The sequence below is a fragment of the Nocardia sp. CA-135953 genome (assembly GCF_050955735.1).
Lineage (GTDB): Bacteria > Actinomycetota > Actinomycetes > Mycobacteriales > Mycobacteriaceae > Nocardia.
The window spans coordinates 105,400-122,868 of the sequence record NZ_CP192082.1; the positions used below are offsets into that span (position 1 = coordinate 105,400).

General features: G+C 62.9%; 15 protein-coding genes. 8 read left to right on the forward strand and 7 right to left on the reverse strand.

Features of this window, described 5'->3' with window-relative positions:
- The first annotated feature begins 165 nt into the window (after nucleotides 1-165).
- Nucleotides 166-1,506 carry a hypothetical protein gene (locus ACQPXH_RS00455; RefSeq protein ID WP_433600379.1) on the forward strand — a complete coding sequence of 447 codons (1,341 nt, stop codon included), beginning with the start codon at nucleotides 166-168 and terminating at the stop codon, nucleotides 1,504-1,506.
- Nucleotides 1,507-1,530: 24 nt separating this feature from the next.
- On the forward strand, nucleotides 1,531-1,860 hold the full coding sequence (locus tag ACQPXH_RS00460) for an MTH1187 family thiamine-binding protein (protein WP_433603679.1): 330 nt from the start codon (nucleotides 1,531-1,533) through the stop codon (nucleotides 1,858-1,860).
- Between the two features lie 165 nt (nucleotides 1,861-2,025).
- Here ACQPXH_RS00460 and ACQPXH_RS00465 read toward each other — a convergent pair whose 3' ends face one another.
- The 3 genes from ACQPXH_RS00465 to mobF form a co-directional block, all read right to left on the reverse strand.
- Nucleotides 2,026-2,709 (reverse strand): hypothetical protein, encoded by a 684-nt coding sequence (locus ACQPXH_RS00465; RefSeq protein ID WP_433600380.1) that lies wholly within the window; start codon nucleotides 2,707-2,709, stop codon nucleotides 2,026-2,028.
- Nucleotides 2,706-3,146 carry a hypothetical protein gene (locus tag ACQPXH_RS00470; RefSeq protein ID WP_433600381.1) on the reverse strand — a complete coding sequence of 147 codons (441 nt, stop codon included), beginning with the start codon at nucleotides 3,144-3,146 and terminating at the stop codon, nucleotides 2,706-2,708. Before ACQPXH_RS00470 ends, ACQPXH_RS00465 begins: the two co-directional genes overlap by 4 nt.
- Before the next feature lie 230 nt (nucleotides 3,147-3,376).
- Nucleotides 3,377-8,794, reverse strand: a complete 5,418-nt coding sequence (mobF, locus tag ACQPXH_RS00475; RefSeq protein ID WP_433600382.1) for a MobF family relaxase — start codon at nucleotides 8,792-8,794, stop codon at nucleotides 3,377-3,379.
- Nucleotides 8,795-9,215: 421 nt separating this feature from the next.
- Here mobF and ACQPXH_RS00480 point away from each other — a divergent pair, with 421 nt between their 5' ends.
- Nucleotides 9,216-9,686, forward strand: a complete 471-nt coding sequence (locus ACQPXH_RS00480; protein WP_433600383.1) for a hypothetical protein — start codon at nucleotides 9,216-9,218, stop codon at nucleotides 9,684-9,686.
- A gap of 184 nt (nucleotides 9,687-9,870) precedes the next feature.
- Here the strand turns inward: ACQPXH_RS00480 and ACQPXH_RS00485 are convergent, their stop codons facing one another.
- Together ACQPXH_RS00485 and ACQPXH_RS00490 are read right to left on the reverse strand one after the other, a co-directional pair.
- On the reverse strand, nucleotides 9,871-10,383 hold the full coding sequence (locus ACQPXH_RS00485) for a hypothetical protein (RefSeq protein ID WP_433600384.1): 513 nt from the start codon (nucleotides 10,381-10,383) through the stop codon (nucleotides 9,871-9,873).
- A 14-nt stretch (nucleotides 10,384-10,397) separates the two neighbouring features.
- Nucleotides 10,398-11,954, reverse strand: coding sequence for a ParB/RepB/Spo0J family partition protein (locus tag ACQPXH_RS00490; RefSeq protein WP_433600385.1), 1,557 nt, complete (start codon nucleotides 11,952-11,954; stop codon nucleotides 10,398-10,400).
- Between the two features lie 823 nt (nucleotides 11,955-12,777).
- Between ACQPXH_RS00490 and ACQPXH_RS00495 the strand changes: the two genes are divergently transcribed.
- From ACQPXH_RS00495 to ACQPXH_RS00515, 5 genes are all read left to right on the forward strand, one after another.
- Complete coding sequence (locus ACQPXH_RS00495; protein WP_433600386.1) at nucleotides 12,778-13,395, forward strand: hypothetical protein; 618 nt, start codon at nucleotides 12,778-12,780, stop codon at nucleotides 13,393-13,395.
- Between the two features lie 221 nt (nucleotides 13,396-13,616).
- Nucleotides 13,617-13,901: a hypothetical protein gene (locus tag ACQPXH_RS00500; protein WP_433600387.1), complete on the forward strand. Its 285-nt coding sequence runs from the start codon at nucleotides 13,617-13,619 to the stop codon at nucleotides 13,899-13,901.
- Between the two features lie 155 nt (nucleotides 13,902-14,056).
- The gene (locus ACQPXH_RS00505) at nucleotides 14,057-14,446 is read left to right on the forward strand and encodes a hypothetical protein (protein ID WP_433600388.1); all 390 of its coding nucleotides are present in this window, start codon (nucleotides 14,057-14,059) and stop codon (nucleotides 14,444-14,446) included.
- Between the two features lie 257 nt (nucleotides 14,447-14,703).
- Entirely contained in the window at nucleotides 14,704-15,012 is a 309-nt protein-coding gene (locus ACQPXH_RS00510) for a hypothetical protein (RefSeq protein ID WP_433600389.1), read from the forward strand.
- A gap of 151 nt (nucleotides 15,013-15,163) precedes the next feature.
- Nucleotides 15,164-16,477 (forward strand): pentapeptide repeat-containing protein, encoded by a 1,314-nt coding sequence (locus tag ACQPXH_RS00515; RefSeq protein ID WP_433600390.1) that lies wholly within the window; start codon nucleotides 15,164-15,166, stop codon nucleotides 16,475-16,477.
- 61 nt (nucleotides 16,478-16,538) lie between these two features.
- Here the strand turns inward: ACQPXH_RS00515 and ACQPXH_RS00520 are convergent, their stop codons facing one another.
- Nucleotides 16,539-16,781, reverse strand: a complete 243-nt coding sequence (locus tag ACQPXH_RS00520) for a hypothetical protein (RefSeq protein WP_433600391.1) — start codon at nucleotides 16,779-16,781, stop codon at nucleotides 16,539-16,541.
- 4 nt (nucleotides 16,782-16,785) lie between these two features.
- On the reverse strand, nucleotides 16,786-16,995 hold the full coding sequence (locus ACQPXH_RS00525; RefSeq protein ID WP_433600392.1) for a hypothetical protein: 210 nt from the start codon (nucleotides 16,993-16,995) through the stop codon (nucleotides 16,786-16,788).
- Between the last annotated feature and the right edge of the window lie 474 nt (nucleotides 16,996-17,469).

A 17,469-nucleotide genomic window follows, 5' to 3' on the forward strand; every position in this document is an offset into this window, starting at 1 on the left:
AGCCCGGTGCCGGGTACCGCTTCTGACTTTGGCCCACAGGCACTTTCGGCCGTAACCGCACGGTGTTGGGGTAATGTGGGCGTAGCGTAGGTATTTGCCCAGGTCAGGCGTAAAACCGTAGGTAAGGCGATGGTACGAGGGCGGGAATGGACCGGGTTCGAAGCGGTGGCCTTGCAGGAGGCCATGCGAAGATCTGTCCGCGAATTCGCCGCCTTACTCGGCGTTGAAACCACCACGATCAGCAACTGGCGTACAGGTCTGAGCACGGTGAAACCGCGCTCAAACACCCAAGCGATCCTGGACACGACCTACCAGCAGCGGGCAACGCCGGACGACCGCGCTCGGTTTGAGCAGATCGTGGCCGAGGGGGAAGCGGTTTGGCGTGAGCGGCATAGCAGTGCCCGCCATCCGGTAAGGAGTACCCAGCCGCCCTATGATGGGGGGACATGGCCCCCGGAGCATCAGGTTGATGACGTGCGTCGCTCAGATTTTCTTCGCGGTCTGTTAGCTGTATCTACGACGGCGCTAACGGACGACGTGATCGCGACTGCCACCGGCCCGATTGACCGCCTTCCTGTTCGGGTGGGCATGGATCATGCCGAGCGCGTACGGGATTGGGCGTCGCTGTTTCGCGCCGCCGATGACGCGGGGTTGCATATCGGGGACGGCATGGTCGCGCAGCTGCGGGTCGCGGTGGGTTATCTGCGTACCGAAATGTCGGAACCTGTCCGTGAGGCCATGAACGCTGCGGTCGGGACCTTCTTCCGAGTCGTCGGCTGGGCTCACTACGACCGGGGGAACCATGAGGCGGCTCGGACGAACTTCCGCGCGGGTTGGCACTGCGCCGAGCAGGCCAAGGAATGGTGGCTCCGATCTGCGGTGCTGACGTGTCTGGCTCGCCAGGACATCTACCTCGGCGATCCGGACAATGCCTTGACCCTGCTCGGGCTGGCAGCCGTTCGTGCCGACCAGTTGTCGCTGTTGCGCCGCACCGATATCGCAGCCGTGCAAGCCCGCGCTTTCGGAAAGCTGGGCAATGCCGTCGAATGCATGCGGGCCGTCGATCAAGCAGAGCAGTTCTTCGCCGAATCGCGTGGGCAAGACCATCCCGATACCGCGCACGAAGGCTTCCAGACGTACTACAGCGAATCACTCCTGAGAGGTGACACGGCTCAAGGGCTGTTCGACCTCTCCTACCACCACAATGCCGAGGTGCCCAACACGATCGGCCGACTGCGGACGGCGCTGAACTTGTCCGATGAACACGCCCGGTCGCGTCAGCTGAGCCTTATTCGGTTGGCCGCGTTGCAGCTTCGCCACGGTGACAGCGACGAAGGATTGGCGCTGGGTATGCAGGCAGTCGAAAGCGCCTCCGGCACCAGTTCGATGCGCGTTCTGGATGGCTTGAAGATGGTGTATCAGGCGGCCGGTGACGATCGCGTCGCGTCCGCGGCGGGCGTACATGAATTACGGTGTGGCATTTCCGACCTCCTCCGCGCCTCGTAGTTTCGCAAGCCGATCGACAAGGAGCTGCTCGTGATCATCGCTTTTTCAGTCACGCCGATGGGTACTGGAGAGAGCGTCGGCCAAGGCGTTGCCGAGGCCGTGCGCGTTATCCGTGCCAGTGGATTGCCGAACGAGACCAACGCCCTATTCACGACAATCGAGGGCGAATGGGACGAAGTTATGGCGGTGATCAAGCAGGCGATCGATGCGGTCATGGCGGTCGCGCCCCGCTGCAGCATCGTCCTCAAAGGCGATGTCCGGCCTGGCGTCACCGACGCCATGACCGGCAAGGTGGCATCGGTCGAACGCTACCTAGCAGCGGAGGCTGCCGATTCCCGGCAGAACGGCGGGTAGGCGGCATGCGGACGAACGGCGAGGGGTTGAGGACGCGTCAAGCAGCTATGAACGCAAACTACGATCGGCAGCTTCTCCGCCAGGATGCTCTGACCCGTGCCGACACCAGGGTCGACCCTCCGCTGGAGCGCCTATGATGACCGCACGGAACCGCTACACGAACGGTTACGAAACACGCCTGGTCGCAATCCAATTCCGGATGACGGTCTCAAGGTAGGAGCGCAGTCGCTCGGCGGCCGGTGATACCGGGGTCACCTCATCGAAGCACATGCCGCTCTTCCGCTTGGCGATCAGTTTCGTGATGTTGTCTCGCCCTTTAGCCGGGAACACCAGATTGCAGTTCGCCCTCGTCAGCTCGGCGCTTAGCCCGACAAACCCTCGTCCGATACCCAATTCCGGAGAGGCACTGTAATTCTTCGCCTCGATCGCCGCGATGAGCTTGCTCTGCTTCGGATGGGCACCTGATCGCCGACTCTGGTCCGCCTCATCGCGTTCGAGGATCGCGACATCACATTCATGGGCGACACCCGAACTGCCCGCCACCTTCACTCCGAGGTGGATCTCGATCGTTTCCCGTATCTCCGGAAACAAGACTCGCACGTAGGTGAAGCCAGGCGCCCACAGATTCCCCGGTGAGCACCGGAACCGAACTTGTGTCGTGGCTGTCCTGCCGTCGTAGGTGATCATAGAGAGACCGCCCGCGGCGTGCGCGGCCTCAACGGCTATGTAGAGCAGAGCGGCCTCGTACAGGTCGGACTCCTTAGCGAATCCTCGATAGCTCGCGTCGAGAACGCCCAGTGAACGCTCGACGAACTGAACCAGCTCGACCTTGCCCACCCCCGCTTTCATCGAGATCCCAGCAACGCCAGTGCCTGCTCCAAATCCTCGAGCGCCCGCGCCATCTCACCAATCTGCGGCATCTGATCCGCCGACACCGTCAGTAGATCTTCGTCAGTATCGGGCGAGGCGAAAGTGATGCGATATCCCTGCTCGGCATGGTCCATGTCAGCTCCGAAGAACCCGGCGATTCGCTGGCGTGATTCAATCGCTGTCCTCGTGGCAGTGATCAAAGCGGTGAGCAGGATCTCCAGCTTTTCATCGTCGGAGAATCTGCGTGTCGTGATCTCGGTCTTCGTCTTGGCCTTCATGTACCCGACCGAAGGTTGGTCTAAGGCCGGGATGTCCAGCCCCGCAGCCACATCGGACCTGATCTGTGCAGCGACCTCGGGAAATAACTCAGAAACCTGCACGATCAAAGTCTCGTAAGCGTCACCGCTGCCTTCCACCACTCCCCCATGTCCCGCGAAGCCCTGGTTTTGCCGACGCGCGATCGTACCGCGTGGCCGAGACTTCGCTCAGCTGTGAGCCTTTCACCGAACCGCAGGGCCGATCGCTAACCGGCAACCGCGGTAGTCGGGGATTCTGCCTCGGGCTCACCGGCAGACGGTAGGGACGCTCCCGTTCCCGAGGGGACGCCGGGCGTTTGGATTTCCGATGCCGGATGTCATGTGGATATTCAAGGCTGAGAATCCAGATCCAATGTGGGCGAACTGGTTTCAGGTCTGTGCGTGGGTGGAGCACCAGTTGCTGGTTGGCTGACCGTGCTTTGTGCTTCGACGCCGATTGCTGCGTCGATAAGGGTAGTTGCGGAGTTGCCCTGATAAGGCTCGGTCACCTCGACGTGACCTTGCGCTGAAGGACTCGCACGAGGTTGCCGTTGGGCGTGAATGAGCTCGCGTTGCGTACGTTCGAGTTCGAGCTTTGCGGTGTCGACGGCGAACTGATCGACATCCTCGACCATAAAACGAGCTTCGATAATGTCGAGTTCTATGACCGGGCCTTCCGGCCCGGCGATGTCGGCCAGCGCCTGTCGCGCTTTGGCTGCCTTGGCGCCTGCTTCCTCGGCGAAGGCGGCCGAGTTCTCGGCGATTAGCTTGGCGTGGTGCATGGCGATTAGCGTCCCGCTGTCAGCGGCCTGTGTGCGCAGGCCACCGATGATTTCGGCAACTGCCTGTTTGAGTGGACCGTCAGTGAGACCTACTGCCAATGCTTCAAGCTCGTCTGCGTGGTCGAGATGGCTTGTGTCGCGAGCCACTTCGGTAACGAGGTCGCGATATCTGGCGTCGTCGACTTCGGCCTGGTGCTCGGCCTCGACCCACTGCTGGTTCGCATCCTCGGCGGCAATGCGGTAGGGGCGCTGAGCGTCGGAACGTGCGCGTAGTCCGAGCACATGTGACATGCCCAGCTTCATATTCGGGCTGGTGCCGTTCCTCAACGCTTCCCTTGCCTGGTCGAGGACTCTCTGTTGTTCGGCCACATCCGCAGTGAGCTGCACGACCCGCTGTTCCAGGGGCAGGTCGGCGTACCGGGAACCGGGCTTCCACTTCTCCGTTCCTGCGGCTCCGTATCGGCGCAGCTGCTCTCTCGTCCAGTTTTGCGCCATCTCGGCGGGGTCTTCGGTGAAATGCCACTCGTCATCATCGGTCGTCGCGGCTCCGGTTACCGCAGCGAGGTAGTCCTCGTCGGTGTCCGCTGGCGCGTTGGCGGGATAGCTCGGCGCGGGAAACACCGTGGGCATGTGAGGCGGGGCAAAACTGGCCTCTGGGTCAATGGCCCCGGCGGCTGCTGCGGCGCGCTCGTCGTCTTCGGGGCTGGGTGGCTCCGAGGTGACATCGACGACGCTGATCGCTGTGTCGTGCTGAATGGCTTCGATTCGGCTGGCGAGAGCATCGCACAGTGCGTTGGCGTCGAGATCGCCCAATGGGCCGAGTTGGTTGTCCTGGACGAGGGTCGTCGCGACCGACAGTAGGTCACGGGGTTGCCAGACTGTCGGGTCGGCTGATTCGACGGCACCGACGAGTCGCGGCCAGGATGGTTCGTCGATTAGTGAGGTCGCGATCGCGGTGCCCAGGACTTCGCGAAGTGCCGAAAGCCACTGTGGTCGCAGGAGATTTGGTCGCGTCGCGTGGGTTTCGGCACCGTTGAGGTGTCGATGGAGCCGCCACCAGAGTGCGGCTGCGGGTTGCTCGTCCGGCAGTGGACGCAGCTCGGCGGCGGTAATCATGTGAGCGGGTACATCGATGCCCGCACGGTGCATGTTGTCGAGATTTTCGGCGAGCACCGGCCAGTACGGATCGTCCGCGATTCGGGTGTTAATGGTGTCCGCGACCCCCGCCCACCTGGAGGCGGCGCGGTTGCTGGCACCGATCAGGGCACGGACTCGACTGGCAAGGGCGCGCTGGTAGCGGCGTTGGCGATTTGGGACAGCGTCGGGGCCAATCGGACGATGATCGGCGTCAGGGACGTGGCAGGCGGCCCGCCACACAGCTAGGTCGGCAACCAGGTCACGGTCGAGATCGATCAGCGCCGACGCCCATCGCGGCGCCGTAGTCGATGTCCAGCTGTAGGAAACCGCGCGTATTCGATCGGTGAGTTGAATGAGTCGATCTGTGAGATCGCCGAAGAACTGGTCGTTCTCGGGTGCGGCGCGAAGCTGCACCGGGATGCCCGCAAGCCATGGAAGCGGTCCGGTGTCGGTCGAATGGTTGCCCGTCGTGTCGAGACGCCAATCCAGCACGGCGGCCAGATCGACGGCATCGTCAAAGTCACGGTGCGAGATGGCGCGATCGAGGGCCGCAACGGGATCGTCGCCGGTCGCGGCGATGGTTGCGAGATGTTGACGCAGTGTCGGCCAGGCGGGAGCTTCGGTCAGTCCTGGTAGGAGCCGTACGGCCGACCGTTCGATGTGTTCGAGTGCAGCGGGGCCTAGAGCGTGCTCGGCAAGCGCGCCGAGAGCGTCGGTGTAGGTGTCGACAAGCGGGCCGAATCGGGTCAGCGGGTCCATCGCTTCGCGCTGCATCGTCGTTGCTGATTTCTGCGTGCCGTCGCGTGAAAGGATTTCGATCAGGATGTCGATCGCGGTGCGAGGCAGCGCCGCCCGCTCGGTCAAGAGCGATTGATTGGTGCCGTCGAGGGCCGTCGCGATCCAAATGTGGTTTGCCAGTGCGCCGCGAGTGGCCATCACGTAGAGCTGTTGGCGGCTTTCACCGCCAAGCAGAACTCCATGACATATCTCGCTGGTTGTCCCCTGCGCGGAGTCGATCGTGCCCGCATAGCCGAGAGACACCGCAGCACGTAGGTACTCCGGTGGCAATACGACGCGGCGTCCAGGCTTGCGGCCGTCCCGCAGGTGCACCGCCTCGACACTGCCGTCGGGGTGCACTGCCGTGACAACCCAGCGGTACCCGTTGCGTACGTAGTCGGTTCGGCTGATTCGGAGCCTGGGATTGTTCTCACCGGTACGGATGGTGTCGCCGGCCGAGGCCAGCAGTCCGTCTGACAGCTCGACTTCTCGGCCGACCGGGGTGTGGCTACGGGCAAGTCGATCGGCACGTGCTCGCAAGTTGAGTGTGGCGACGATCTCGTGGGTCGGTGCCAGCATTACGGCGTCGCGTCCCACGGCGGTATCTGCCGCCCATGCCCGGTAGGCGGAGTCAGCGACGGTGTCGGGTGCGCCGACATGGATACGTCCATGGTCGGCGTGGAATGCGAGCCCGGAGGCATCGCCATCGCGAAGCGCGAGCGTCGCTGCGGCTTCGGTCTCATCGCGGAACCTGACGAGTTCGGTGAGAGTTAACGGTTCTTGAATCGCCATGATGTCGCGCACCACCCCGCCGGCCGCGACAGCCGCCAACTGTTGGTGGTCTCCGATCCCGCGCACGGTGGCACCGCGTGACAACAACCATGACACCGCACGTGCCAAGGTGAACGTGCCCGCTTGGGCGATTTCGTCGATGATCACGAGCGTGTCTGGGCCGATTGCTCGCATCCATCCCGGTACGAGCGGGTGAGGATCGGCCGGATCATCGGGCAGCCGATGCAGCGACGGCGTGTATTGATCGAGGGTGTGAGTGATTTTGTCGATCGTTGCTACTGGGGCACCGGTCTTCTCGCCGAGAATGGCGGCAGCGGCTGCGTTGGGCGCGAGTCCGATTACGGTGCCGTTCTCTGCGGTCCACGCTCGGGCGAGTATTTGCATCGCAGTCGTCTTGCCTGAGCCTGCCGGTGCGATCCCGAGCAGGAACCGCTGTTCAGAGGTTGCCGCTCCGCGGACAAGGCCGATTTGCCCTGCCTTCAGTGGCCGGTCTGGATTATTGGCGGCGTATTCCAAAAGTGCTGTGCTGACTGTGGTCTCGGACACCGTTCGGGCACCGGTCCGCCGGGCCATATCGATGAGGCGGGCTTCGGCCGCCAGAATTCGTGCCGAGGTGTAGAGCCGAGAATCGGCCATGGTGTAGGCGCTGCTGCCATCAAGTCGGCGCAGGGGAGCAGGAGCACGGAACCGGTCGGGCTCCCTTATCGCGACCGACCGTCTCGGACCGAGAGCCGCTGCGACGATTACATCCGTGATTTCGCTCCACCGCGAAGGTGGAATCTGGCCGCGCACAATGCGTTCTGCTTCGGAGCGCACATGGGTCATCTGCCACGTCGCGCGCTCATCGGAGACGGTAGCGATAACCTGGTCCGCGGCGCGACTGATCCAGTCGGCGTCGATGATCGGCCGTGCCCGGCGGCGAGGGTGTAGTGCGGCGTAGACCATGGCGCCGATCGCTGCATCGCCGCCAAGCACGTCGACGGCGTCGGCACGCCAATCTGCCCGCTCTTCAGCCCTTGAGCGCGCCTCCGGTTTGGCCTGGCGGGTTTCGAGCGTCGCTTGCTGCGCGAGTTGGAACATCTCGGTCGCGGTTGGCTCGCGCCCATGGATTGCTTGGAAGGTCGTCGCGAGTTCGCCAAGACGGGCTGTGATTACGGCGGCACGCGCTGACCAGCGCTCCATCAATGCTGGATCGATTCCGACGACTTCCCGCACTGGGCGCTTGTCAGGGTCGGTGGAAGGACGAGCAGCGAACTCCAGGCCGAGCGCCTCTTCCAGCCGCATTTCGATTCTGGTGTTGTAGATTTCGCTGACTGTGACCAGCGCTCGGAACAGCATCCGTCCATCCAGTGTGCGCCATTGCGGTCGGCGCTGTGCGTCTCCGGCCAGCTCCTGCTCGGGCTCGGCGGTTTCGTGCACGCAGACCTTGTTGCTGATCACCAGGTGGGTGTGAAGGTCTGGGTCTCCAGCGCGGCTGCTGCGATGAGTGAACGCCGTGGATATCAGTCCTTGGACGTCGACTTGGCGAATCCCGCGTGCGCCCAGCCTGGTGTAGGCGACTCGCTCTTCGAGATATCGCAGTGCGTCAGCGACCGCGCCGTGATGAGCGGCTTCGATCATGGCGGCAACCGGTCCCGGTGCGACAGCCCAGAGCGTTGAAATGCTTTTGACCGGGGAAAATGTGATATCGAATCCGGCGATTGCGCTGGTCTTCGGACGCGAATTGCGCGCTACCCAGCCCGACAGTTCACGCTCGTCGGTAGGTGCCCGCGCGTATTCCGCGGTGAACATCTCGACCGCTACGCGGGTCCGGATGGCGGCGCGCACGTCGTCAGGTATCGGTACTGACCACTTCAGGCCGCGAGATCGGTTGTGCCGCACGAACTCTTCAGCGCACCGTTCCCGAAACGTCCCAGCAGCGGTATACACCGCGAACGGTGCACCCAGCCGGATCGCTTCCAGCGCAGCACGTTTCGCATCCTTCGGTTTCGCGCCGCGCCCTACTTCGGCGCGGAAGGTCTCCCGGCCGATTCGTTCAGCCTCGGGATGGACTCCTTCGCCGAACAAGGCACGCATCTGGTCCTCGCGCACCTCGCTGCCCGCTGTGAGCCCCAATGCCGCCAATCCCACGCCCCACCACAATCCCGGTGACTCGCCACGGGCGCTGTAGTAGTCAGCGAGAGCGAATTTGCCAGTCTGGGCTGCATCGTGGACAGCAACGTGTTTGAGGTAGTACGTGAAACCGCTTCCAGCCGTGAGCTTGTGGATCGTTGCAGCCACAGAATCCACGCTACGCGCCGTTATCAGAAAGTTACCGTCGGTGCAAGAGGTGTATGGCTGTTGGGTGGGGTGGATTCGAGAGCGAAGCGATAGCAGGAAGGTGCCGAATCATGAAGAAGGATAGTGCTTCACGACGCGATTTGCGACTGATTGACGAGATAGTTGGGCGAATTGGAGGCCGGAGCCGGACCCATCCACACTCGCGCGCCGCGCAGCGGCGCGCGAGTGTCGATGGATAGGTCGCGGGGATCACCCCGCCTACGAACGGATCTCACCGGGTGATGGGCGATCGGCTAGCCAGGGTTGGGTGCGCGATCGTGCAGGGGGCGGCATAGTGGATGTCGGTGAGTGGGGATGTAGGTAGCAGCTACACGACTCACCGGCCGGGCTCCTAGTGCCTGTTCCGGGGGAAGGACAGGCCATGATGGCCGAACGACGGAAACCGGCAGTCAAGGGGCGACAGCACATCCGGGAGCGGATGGTCAGTCGCCGCCGTGAAGAACGTGAGGCGACAGCGCGGCGCGACAAAGACAACGAGACCGACCTTCTCGCCGCCCTCGATGTCAGCCAGCAGATCGCCATACATCGCTGCTCGGTGGTGGAGGAACTCGAACACCAGCAGGGGGAGTGCCTAGACCGGGTGCGGGGGAGGGGTGTGAAACCCGCCGAGATCGCCGCACACCTCGACTGGCCGGTGGCGGAGGTCAACAGGCTCATCAAACTGGTGACGCGCGGCGATGATGCCAACGCCATCAGGACGCCAGCGCGCCCCGAGAAGATGCGCAAAGGTGTTTCCTCCGATGAATCGGATGCCCCGTTCGTGGCCTCCCTCAACGAGTCTGCGGCCACCGAGGACGCTGGTCCCCAGTTTCCAGCAGGGACGGACTCCTGATCCCGGTAAAGGACGGTGGACGACATAGTGCGGCGCGCCGGGACCATCGGAGGTCCCAGCGCGCCGCATTACTCGCAGACTCGTTGCGCCGACCCGGAGCAGCTACGCCAGTAGGGAATAACGCCTGAATCCGGACATAGCACCGCCACTGCGGTGGCGCGCCCCTATCAATCCGGACAGCTCGCTATTCGTCCTCGAGCGCCGACGACCACAGGTCGATGAAGCTGGACAGCTCATGGCGTGCGTTGTAGAGACCCAGATAGCGAAGATCGTCCTTGGATGGCAACGCCCCCAGCTTGTCGATGACAACGGCGAGCCGGGTTCGCGCCGCCGTCACAGCGCGTTCGATCACGAACCGGTCGTCGTCGGTAATTTCGGAGAACGACTCCGCGCCCATCATCCTGGTTTCGATCCGACGGAAGGCCACCAGGTAGGCGGCGGCACCGACCACCTCGGCGGCTCTTTGCATCGTCTTCGCGTTCGATGACCATTCCTCGTACGCGGTCGAGATCTCGTGGTGGCGTTGGCACAGAGTTTCGATGATCACGTTTTGATGCAGGCGCTCTGCCTCGGTCAGGTACTGGCGTTCGCCAATCTGATCCAGGGCGTACGCCAGTTGTTCGGTGCTCCGATCCCTGGCATCTGCGAGCAGATCATCACGAGACGGGTTGCGGTGCTGGCGATTTGACTTCTTCATTGCGATTCTCCCTCCTATTCGGCGCTCATGGCGGGGACTGGTGTGGTGGTGTCCTTCGGCGGAAGAAGTTCGATTTCTTCCCCGCACGCAATGCGTTCGATCCGGCTCAGCTCGTAGCCTTGCGAGGCGATAAAGCGCAGGAAATAGATGTTGCGGCGCTTGATCTCGCGCCATGCCCATTCGGTCATCGCCGCTTCGAGTCCGCAGATGGCCATCGCGAGCTGCATCATGTGTTGGCGTGCGGCTGAAGCGCTCTCGATGTGTGGATTGAGCGTGGAGCCGTCTTTGTAGAGGCGGTTAGCCTCGGTGCCGGTCAGCAACTGCCCGGTCAGCGAATGCGCTTTGCCGTGCGCGATTTCATCGGGCCAGTTGGCCATGACATACGTGACGAACTCCGGGGCACCGACCGGTTCTTCGGGCCGTTCCAGGAACCGCCGGAGCCATTCGATCCTGCGGGGTTGTTCCTCGCGCCACGCCGCGTTGTGGCTTCGGACCTTGGCGTTCTTCGCCTTCTTCTCCTCGGCCGACTCCAGCTTGCGACCACTCACGGTGAACTCGTAGGCAGCCGGGTCGGTGCAGAAGTAGACAGGTGTCCACGCCAGACGTGGTTCTACGTCAACCAGCGGGACCTTGGCGGGTTGCGGGCTATCAGCGTCGAACGAGTCCGAAATACCCTTGTCGGACCCGTCTTGCTCCTCGTCTTCGTCGTCATCGGAATCGTCGTTGCCCCAGTCGATTTCCTGGATTGCCAAGCGCTCGCCGGTCGTTCGGTGGAAGTACTGCTCGTCATCATCGAGATACACCGCCAGATGCGCGCGGTCGATCATGTCGGCGGTGACACCGGCGTCGTCTTTCGTACGTAGCCGATGCAAGGCGAACGGCGGATCTTGCCCCCATGGTTTGGCGTCGAGCACGGGATGGCCCATCCGCTCGTAGGGTTCGGACGCCTCGGCGCGAGCCAGTTCGACCGCACGCTTCCTGCGCAGTGACGCGGCTCGTTCCTCGAGCTTGCGTTCGTCTACCCATTGCAGTTCGCGTGTGGCTTCGGGATCATCCTCGAAGTCGAGCAAGGCGGCGGCACGCTGGAGTGTCCATTCGCCGCTGACGAACTTCTTGCGCTTGTCGGGGGAGCTGGCGACCTTCAGCGACTTGCTCACCATGGTCGCCGGATTGATTGTCCGTTGGGCGATCTGGTCGGCACTCAGGCCGAACATCGACAGCTGCTCGAACGTCGACAGCTCCTCCTCGCGGGTGAGTTCGATGCGGTGCTTGTTCTCCGCGTACTGCTGGAGAATCCGCATGAGGTCGTCGCCAGTGGCATCAAGGACCAACACCAGGATCTCGGTCAGGCCGACCTCGACTGCCGCCAAGGTGCGATGCTGACCGAGCCTGACCTCGAGTTCGCCGCTTTCGGTCTCGACAACGACCGGTGGCTGCAGAAGGCCGACTTCACGGATGGACCTGACTATCTTCTTGTAGCGGTCTGAGCGCCTGATTTGGCGGATGTTCTTGGTGAGCTTGAGCGTCGCTGGGTCGACCGGGCGAGTCTGAGGGATCGTGGTTTTCGTCATTAGGTGAGTGCCTTCTCGGTCGGATTCAGCGGTGGCTGGTGTCGCAGTTGGCGCATAGGCCCAGCAGTGTCGCGACATGTGCTCGCGCCCTTGTGAATTCGCGCTCAGCCTCGCTGTCTGCGCGTCCCTGAGCGGTCAGTGCTGCCTGATACATGTCCAACACGAGCTCGTTCACGAGTCGGAGTCGTTGATCGAGAACCTGATTGACGGCGGGGTCGTTCATCACGATCCGGGCGAATCCGCATGAGCATCGAGTGGCGCGGACCAGTCCGTTCTGATGCCTTCCACGCGCTCGGCGCAGTCCGTTCCGTAGCTTCGCGAAAATACTTGTCTTGCTGGACTTTCGGTGGCCAGTCATTGCGGTCCCTCCCTCGTGTGGCTGATCGAATGATGGTCAGTCTAGACACTAGACTGAAATTAGGCTAGTAGATAGACTGAAGGTACGGATGGGGATCATCCGAAAGCCACAGGCAAGGAGGAGAAATGACTGCACGATCGATTACGCGGTTGAAATTCCACGAAACGGGGGCGGCGTTCCTACGGGCATCGGGTGCGCCGGAGCGACAACTGCCGTTCATCGCGAGATGGGTGTGCGAAGCTCAGCGGGACGGATCGCCGTTGACGGTGGCCGCCGACAGGCACTGCGTGGTTGGCCGCACCTTCGGGTTGTCAGACGCCGGAATCGTCACCAAGGCGCTCGATGCCGCGATCGTACGACCCTGGGGCTCATTCCGTCTGGCCCCCAGGTCCATTCACGTCGGTGCCGCCTCGACTGGATCTCAGTCCGATGTCCACCTCACTTGGTGAACGAGGAATCAGAATCATGACCAAGAACCGCACCGCAAATCCCAATCTGATCCGCCAGATTCACCGCCCGAACGTCGATCGCATCGCGGGAATTGTCACCACCATCAACGCCATGCTCGCCGGAGACCAAGAAACCGCCATCGACATCATCGGCGCACACGGAACCGACGCACGGATTGTCCTGCGCTGGGGAAGGATCGTCATGACGTTCACCTCGGCCGAGCAGGTGCAGATGATGCTCGGGCTGTTCGGGCTGGCACGACAATGCATGATGGACGTGCTTCCCCGGATACCGCTGCCCGCCGTCGAAGAGTCTCCATTCGACGTAGCGGCCCTCGCCACGATCACCTGGACACGCACACCGCAGGGAGCGGCGACCATCGAGCGGATGTACCACCTCGCCCTCCGACGCTCGATTAGCTACGTCTCACTGACCGTCCCGCCGATCACTTTCCAGATCCTCGACCAAGCCAGCCTCAACAGCGCCATCAAGGCGCTTGTACACGCGCACCGGCTGGCAGTCACCGTGTACCCGGACGGTGAGCGATACAAGCGCAACCCGATCACCGACAGCTGGAAGCGCGCACACCATGGCTCTCTCCAGAGACGCGGCACCGGCTGGCCCGAGTACTGATTGAGCGATCCGTCGGAAGGGGGAGTCGGTGACGCGAACAGCGACGCCGGCTCCTCGACGTATCCGCAAGGCAGCCACCTCAACTCACGCGCTGGGCTGTTTCTCCACAGCCCACGGATTCATCCACAACCCGCTGCGCGGCGATTGATATCGGAAACCCAGAACCACGATGGTGACGACCGACAAACCCCGGTCCTCTGCTTGCAACCGTGAATGGATACATGATGACCACCTGGACCCTCACCGCCGTCGTGAACAGCACCGGTGCCACACGAGCCGTGGATGGCCACGCCGACGACCACCATGGCGCACTGCGCGCAGTCACAGCTGCCGCGAGAAGCGCTGTCGCCGGTGTCCACGGCACGGACGACCTGACAACCTACGTCCTGGCCATCGACCAGCAGACCATTTCAATCTTGTCCACCGGCCGCGATTCACATGGGAAGCCCGACCGGCATGCCCTTCTGGCTGCCCTCGACCAGCTCGAAGGGCGATCGACCACCTAGGCGTGACGCATACGTACCCCGAAGCGCAACGGTGCGGCTGTGAGTATGAGCCTTGGTAACTTGGCCCCGCTGGGAACCCAGAAGCACAGCGGGAGCGTGCACCAAAGTGCGGCGCCCAAAGGGCGACGACGTGCGAGACGCAGGAGATAACGGCCATGACCTTCGAAGTCCGGGTCGAGCGGCGCGAAGGCCGGTGGACACTGTACTGCGACAACGTGGGCTCCGACGCGCTCGCAACGGTCGTGCGACTCGCGGACGCCGAAAGCGTCGCACGTGACCGGCTCGCCATCGAGACCGACACGGCAGTGTCCGCAATCGAGGTTCAGATCGTTGTCCAAGACATCGGACATACGCCCAACCTCCAGCAGCGATCCGCTGCTCTGCTCGAAAAGCGTGCTCTGGAAGCGTCATTGAAGAAGCAGATCGCAGACGAGACGGACGCCCTGGTCCGCGAGCTCGACAGTGAGGGCATTCCCGCACGGGACATTGCCACGCTCACCGGGGTCAATCATCAGCGCGTCAGCCAACTGATAAACCGCAAGTAGCCCAGTGGCATACAGAGGCCCGAACCGGAAGGGGATCTCGGCTCGGGCCTCTCTCCTTCATCGTAAGCCCCGTCCATGTGCCTACGGCGCTGTAAGGCCATCCGCCGAACGAAGACTCGTGTTCAGGGCCACGAGTTGCGAACTCTCGCCCGAAGTTCGATCCGCGGTACAGTTGACCGACGTTCGACACAACGCCGACTGGGGAGGTCGCCGTGCAGCCAACTCGATTGGACCTGGAGCGCCAGAAGCTTCGCGCCATGATCGCTGTCGGCGTGGCTGAAGGCGATCTCGCCAATGCCTGGAGAACACAGCTTCTCGCGGTGCAGAAGGCTGCCGCCAACGAGGTGACAACCACCCTTGCTGGTCTCCGAGCGGCTCGGCGCGACGGGGGTGCAGATCTCATCGCTCAGTGGCGATACCGTTTCGACTCTGCGAAGGCGGAGCTGGTGCAGGTATCGGATGCGGTTCTGAAGGAGCTTCGCCAGATTCGCACCGCAGAACTCACCAGCCATATCGATCGGCTGGACCAGATGCAACGGACCTGGGCAGTACAACGACAGCACTGACCCGCTGCGTCCACGCGGATCGCCTTGCGTCAAGCAGGGCGATCCGTCGTTGTTCGCCCGGCATGGGCGCAGTCGCTTGGGGTGTGAGTCCCCTGGAGGTTGATCGACATAGCGCAACACGAACACAGAGGAATTCGGCCAGAATCAAGTGATGTTCAAGTGGATGGGTAAGCGCGGCAAGACAATTCGACGCCAAGCTGGACGGATCCGATTGTTTCCCGCAGTGTTCGCCGCGCTCGGCGGGGGATTAGCCGTGGCCTACGTTGCCTACCAGGTCCTACATCGGATCACGCCGACCAGCGATGTCAAGGCCGCGCCGATCGACATCACGCGGGTCGCGTTGACCATCGTCGCCGGTGTCGGAGGTGTTGTCGCGTTGGTGATCGCCTACCGGCGTCAGCGCGATCTTGAACAGAGCCGGTTTGTGGAACGCTTCGGTGCCGCGGCCGCCCAGCTCGCCGCCACCGATGTAGCACTGCGGATCGCCGGGGTGTACGCCATGGCCGGTGTCGCCGACGAATCCGATGGGCTACGCCGCCAGCAATGCATCGACGTGCTCTGCGGCTACCTGCGCTTGCCTTACAGTCCCGAGCTCGGTGGCAACCACCAGAGCAAGCTTGTCCTCAAACACCACCGTGCCACGGCGGACGGTACCCGCGCCGACGATCAAGAACACCACCTCGAGTACCGGCACAACGACCGCGAAGTCCGGGCGACCATCGTCCGCGTCATCGCCGACCACTTGCGACCCGAAGCCGAATACAGCTGGTCGGCAAGCGACTTCGACTTCCGCACCGCCTACCTGGAAAATGTCAACTTCAGCAGGACCACTTTCTCAGGCACCGCTCGGTTCAATGAGGCTAGCTTTAGCGGAGTCGCCAGGTTCGAGGGGGCCACCTTCAACCGCTCCGCCTGGTTCGGCAGGGCAAGGTTTAGCGGCACTGCCGGGTTCGGCGGGGCCAGATTCAGCATCGCGTGGTTCGACGGGGCCACGTTCAGCACTGACGCCGAGTTCGACGGAGCTACGTTCGGCGACCATGCCGGGTTCGTTGAGGCCACGTTCAGTGGCAACGCCGAGTTCGACGGGGCCGCGCTCGGCAACTACGCCTGGTTTGACGGGGCCGCGTTCAGTGGCAACGCCGGGTTCGACGGGACTACGTTCGGCGACCACGCCAGGTTTGACGGGGCCGCGTTCAGCGGTCACGCTAACTTCGTCGGGGCCGCGTTCAGCGGCAACGCCCAGTTCGACGGGGCCATATTCAGCGACGGCGCTGAGTTTGGCGAAGTTTCGTTCGCGGGCCAGACCAGTTTTGTGGGTGCCGCCTTCGGTTCCGCACGAATCAGTTTCACCGAGCCTCGGCGGTGGGGCCCGCCCCCGCCGTCATTCGATTGGGGCGACGACGGCATCGGCAAACCAGTGAACGTCGAGCCCCAACGCTGGCCCCCTGCTGTAGCGGCAGTGTGATAGCAGCCAAGAGTTACGTGCCAGCGGTCGTTGACATGTAGGTGTCAACGACTTCTGACTCTTACGTGTCAGCTCCGGCCGCTTCGTTACATGCTTGCGCCAGCTCGGCGCGGTCATCGGTCGCCGGAGTGGCCGTCTGCGTCGGATCGGGCGCCAGCACAGGGCCGCCCGAACCGACCAGCGCTAAGGCGTCCGCGCTCGCGGCGCGGGCCTCGTCGGTATCGCCCACGATCAGCGCCACCACCGGCACCTCGCCGTCCTTGGTCCCGATCGTCAGCGGCAGGCCCCGCGCGACTGTGGACACAGCACTAGCCTTGCCAGATCGTGATGTTGAACTCTGCGGCAACAGGCTGCACCGGAGCTGTGTCGACTGTCTTGGTGAAAGTGACTGCGGCGATGACCCCTTTGCCGACATAGCAGAATATGTCGCCGTCGGCGGGCGATAAGGCTCCAGTAATGAATCGAGTGTTCTTTTTGCATGCGTCGTAGCTGGGCGAAGAACTGTCCAGCTTAGCCAACGTCGACCTATTGTCGGGGACCAGCGTCAGTGAGCCCCACCCGATACCAAGCCCATTCTCCTTGGTTGGGGATGGACATTCGGTCTTCTTTCCAATGGGCAGGTTATAGCCATTAGCGAGCACAATTGAACAATTTGTGACCAATACCGAGCCAGGCGCCACGGCTGGCGCGTTCGTTGTCGCTGGTGTGGCTGACGCTGCTGGTGGTCCGACTGAAACGGTTGCTGAGGGCTGGATGATGGGCTGCGAGGCGTCAGGCGCTGTTGCCCTGCCTACGAATACCCCAGCGCCTGTGAGAGCCACGATCAGGCCAGAGATCGCAGTGATCCATGCAGGTCCGAAATCCCGGATTCTGGTTCGCTTCTCGGGTTCAGCTTGTGGTGTGGGCGCTCCATCTGGCCGCCGCTGTTGTTGTCGGCCAGACTGATTCGCACCGGTGCCCCCAGTGGGCGGATTCTGCTCGCTCACGCCGCA

What these genes read in the sequence shown, in the direction of transcription:
- ACQPXH_RS00465 (WP_433600380.1), bottom strand. Translation starts at nt 2,709, where the DNA reads ATGAAAGCGGGGGTGGGCAAGGTCGAGCTGGTTCAGTTCGTCGAGCGT.
- ACQPXH_RS00480 (WP_433600383.1), top strand. Translation starts at nt 9,216, where the DNA reads ATGATGGCCGAACGACGGAAACCGGCAGTCAAGGGGCGACAGCACATC.
- ACQPXH_RS00485 (WP_433600384.1), bottom strand. Translation starts at nt 10,383, where the DNA reads ATGAAGAAGTCAAATCGCCAGCACCGCAACCCGTCTCGTGATGATCTG.
- ACQPXH_RS00490 (WP_433600385.1), bottom strand. Translation starts at nt 11,954, where the DNA reads ATGACGAAAACCACGATCCCTCAGACTCGCCCGGTCGACCCAGCGACG.
- ACQPXH_RS00495 (WP_433600386.1), top strand. Translation starts at nt 12,778, where the DNA reads ATGACCAAGAACCGCACCGCAAATCCCAATCTGATCCGCCAGATTCAC.
- ACQPXH_RS00500 (WP_433600387.1), top strand. Translation starts at nt 13,617, where the DNA reads ATGATGACCACCTGGACCCTCACCGCCGTCGTGAACAGCACCGGTGCC.
- ACQPXH_RS00505 (WP_433600388.1), top strand. Translation starts at nt 14,057, where the DNA reads ATGACCTTCGAAGTCCGGGTCGAGCGGCGCGAAGGCCGGTGGACACTG.
- ACQPXH_RS00510 (WP_433600389.1), top strand. Translation starts at nt 14,704, where the DNA reads ATGATCGCTGTCGGCGTGGCTGAAGGCGATCTCGCCAATGCCTGGAGA.
- ACQPXH_RS00515 (WP_433600390.1), top strand. Translation starts at nt 15,164, where the DNA reads ATGTTCAAGTGGATGGGTAAGCGCGGCAAGACAATTCGACGCCAAGCT.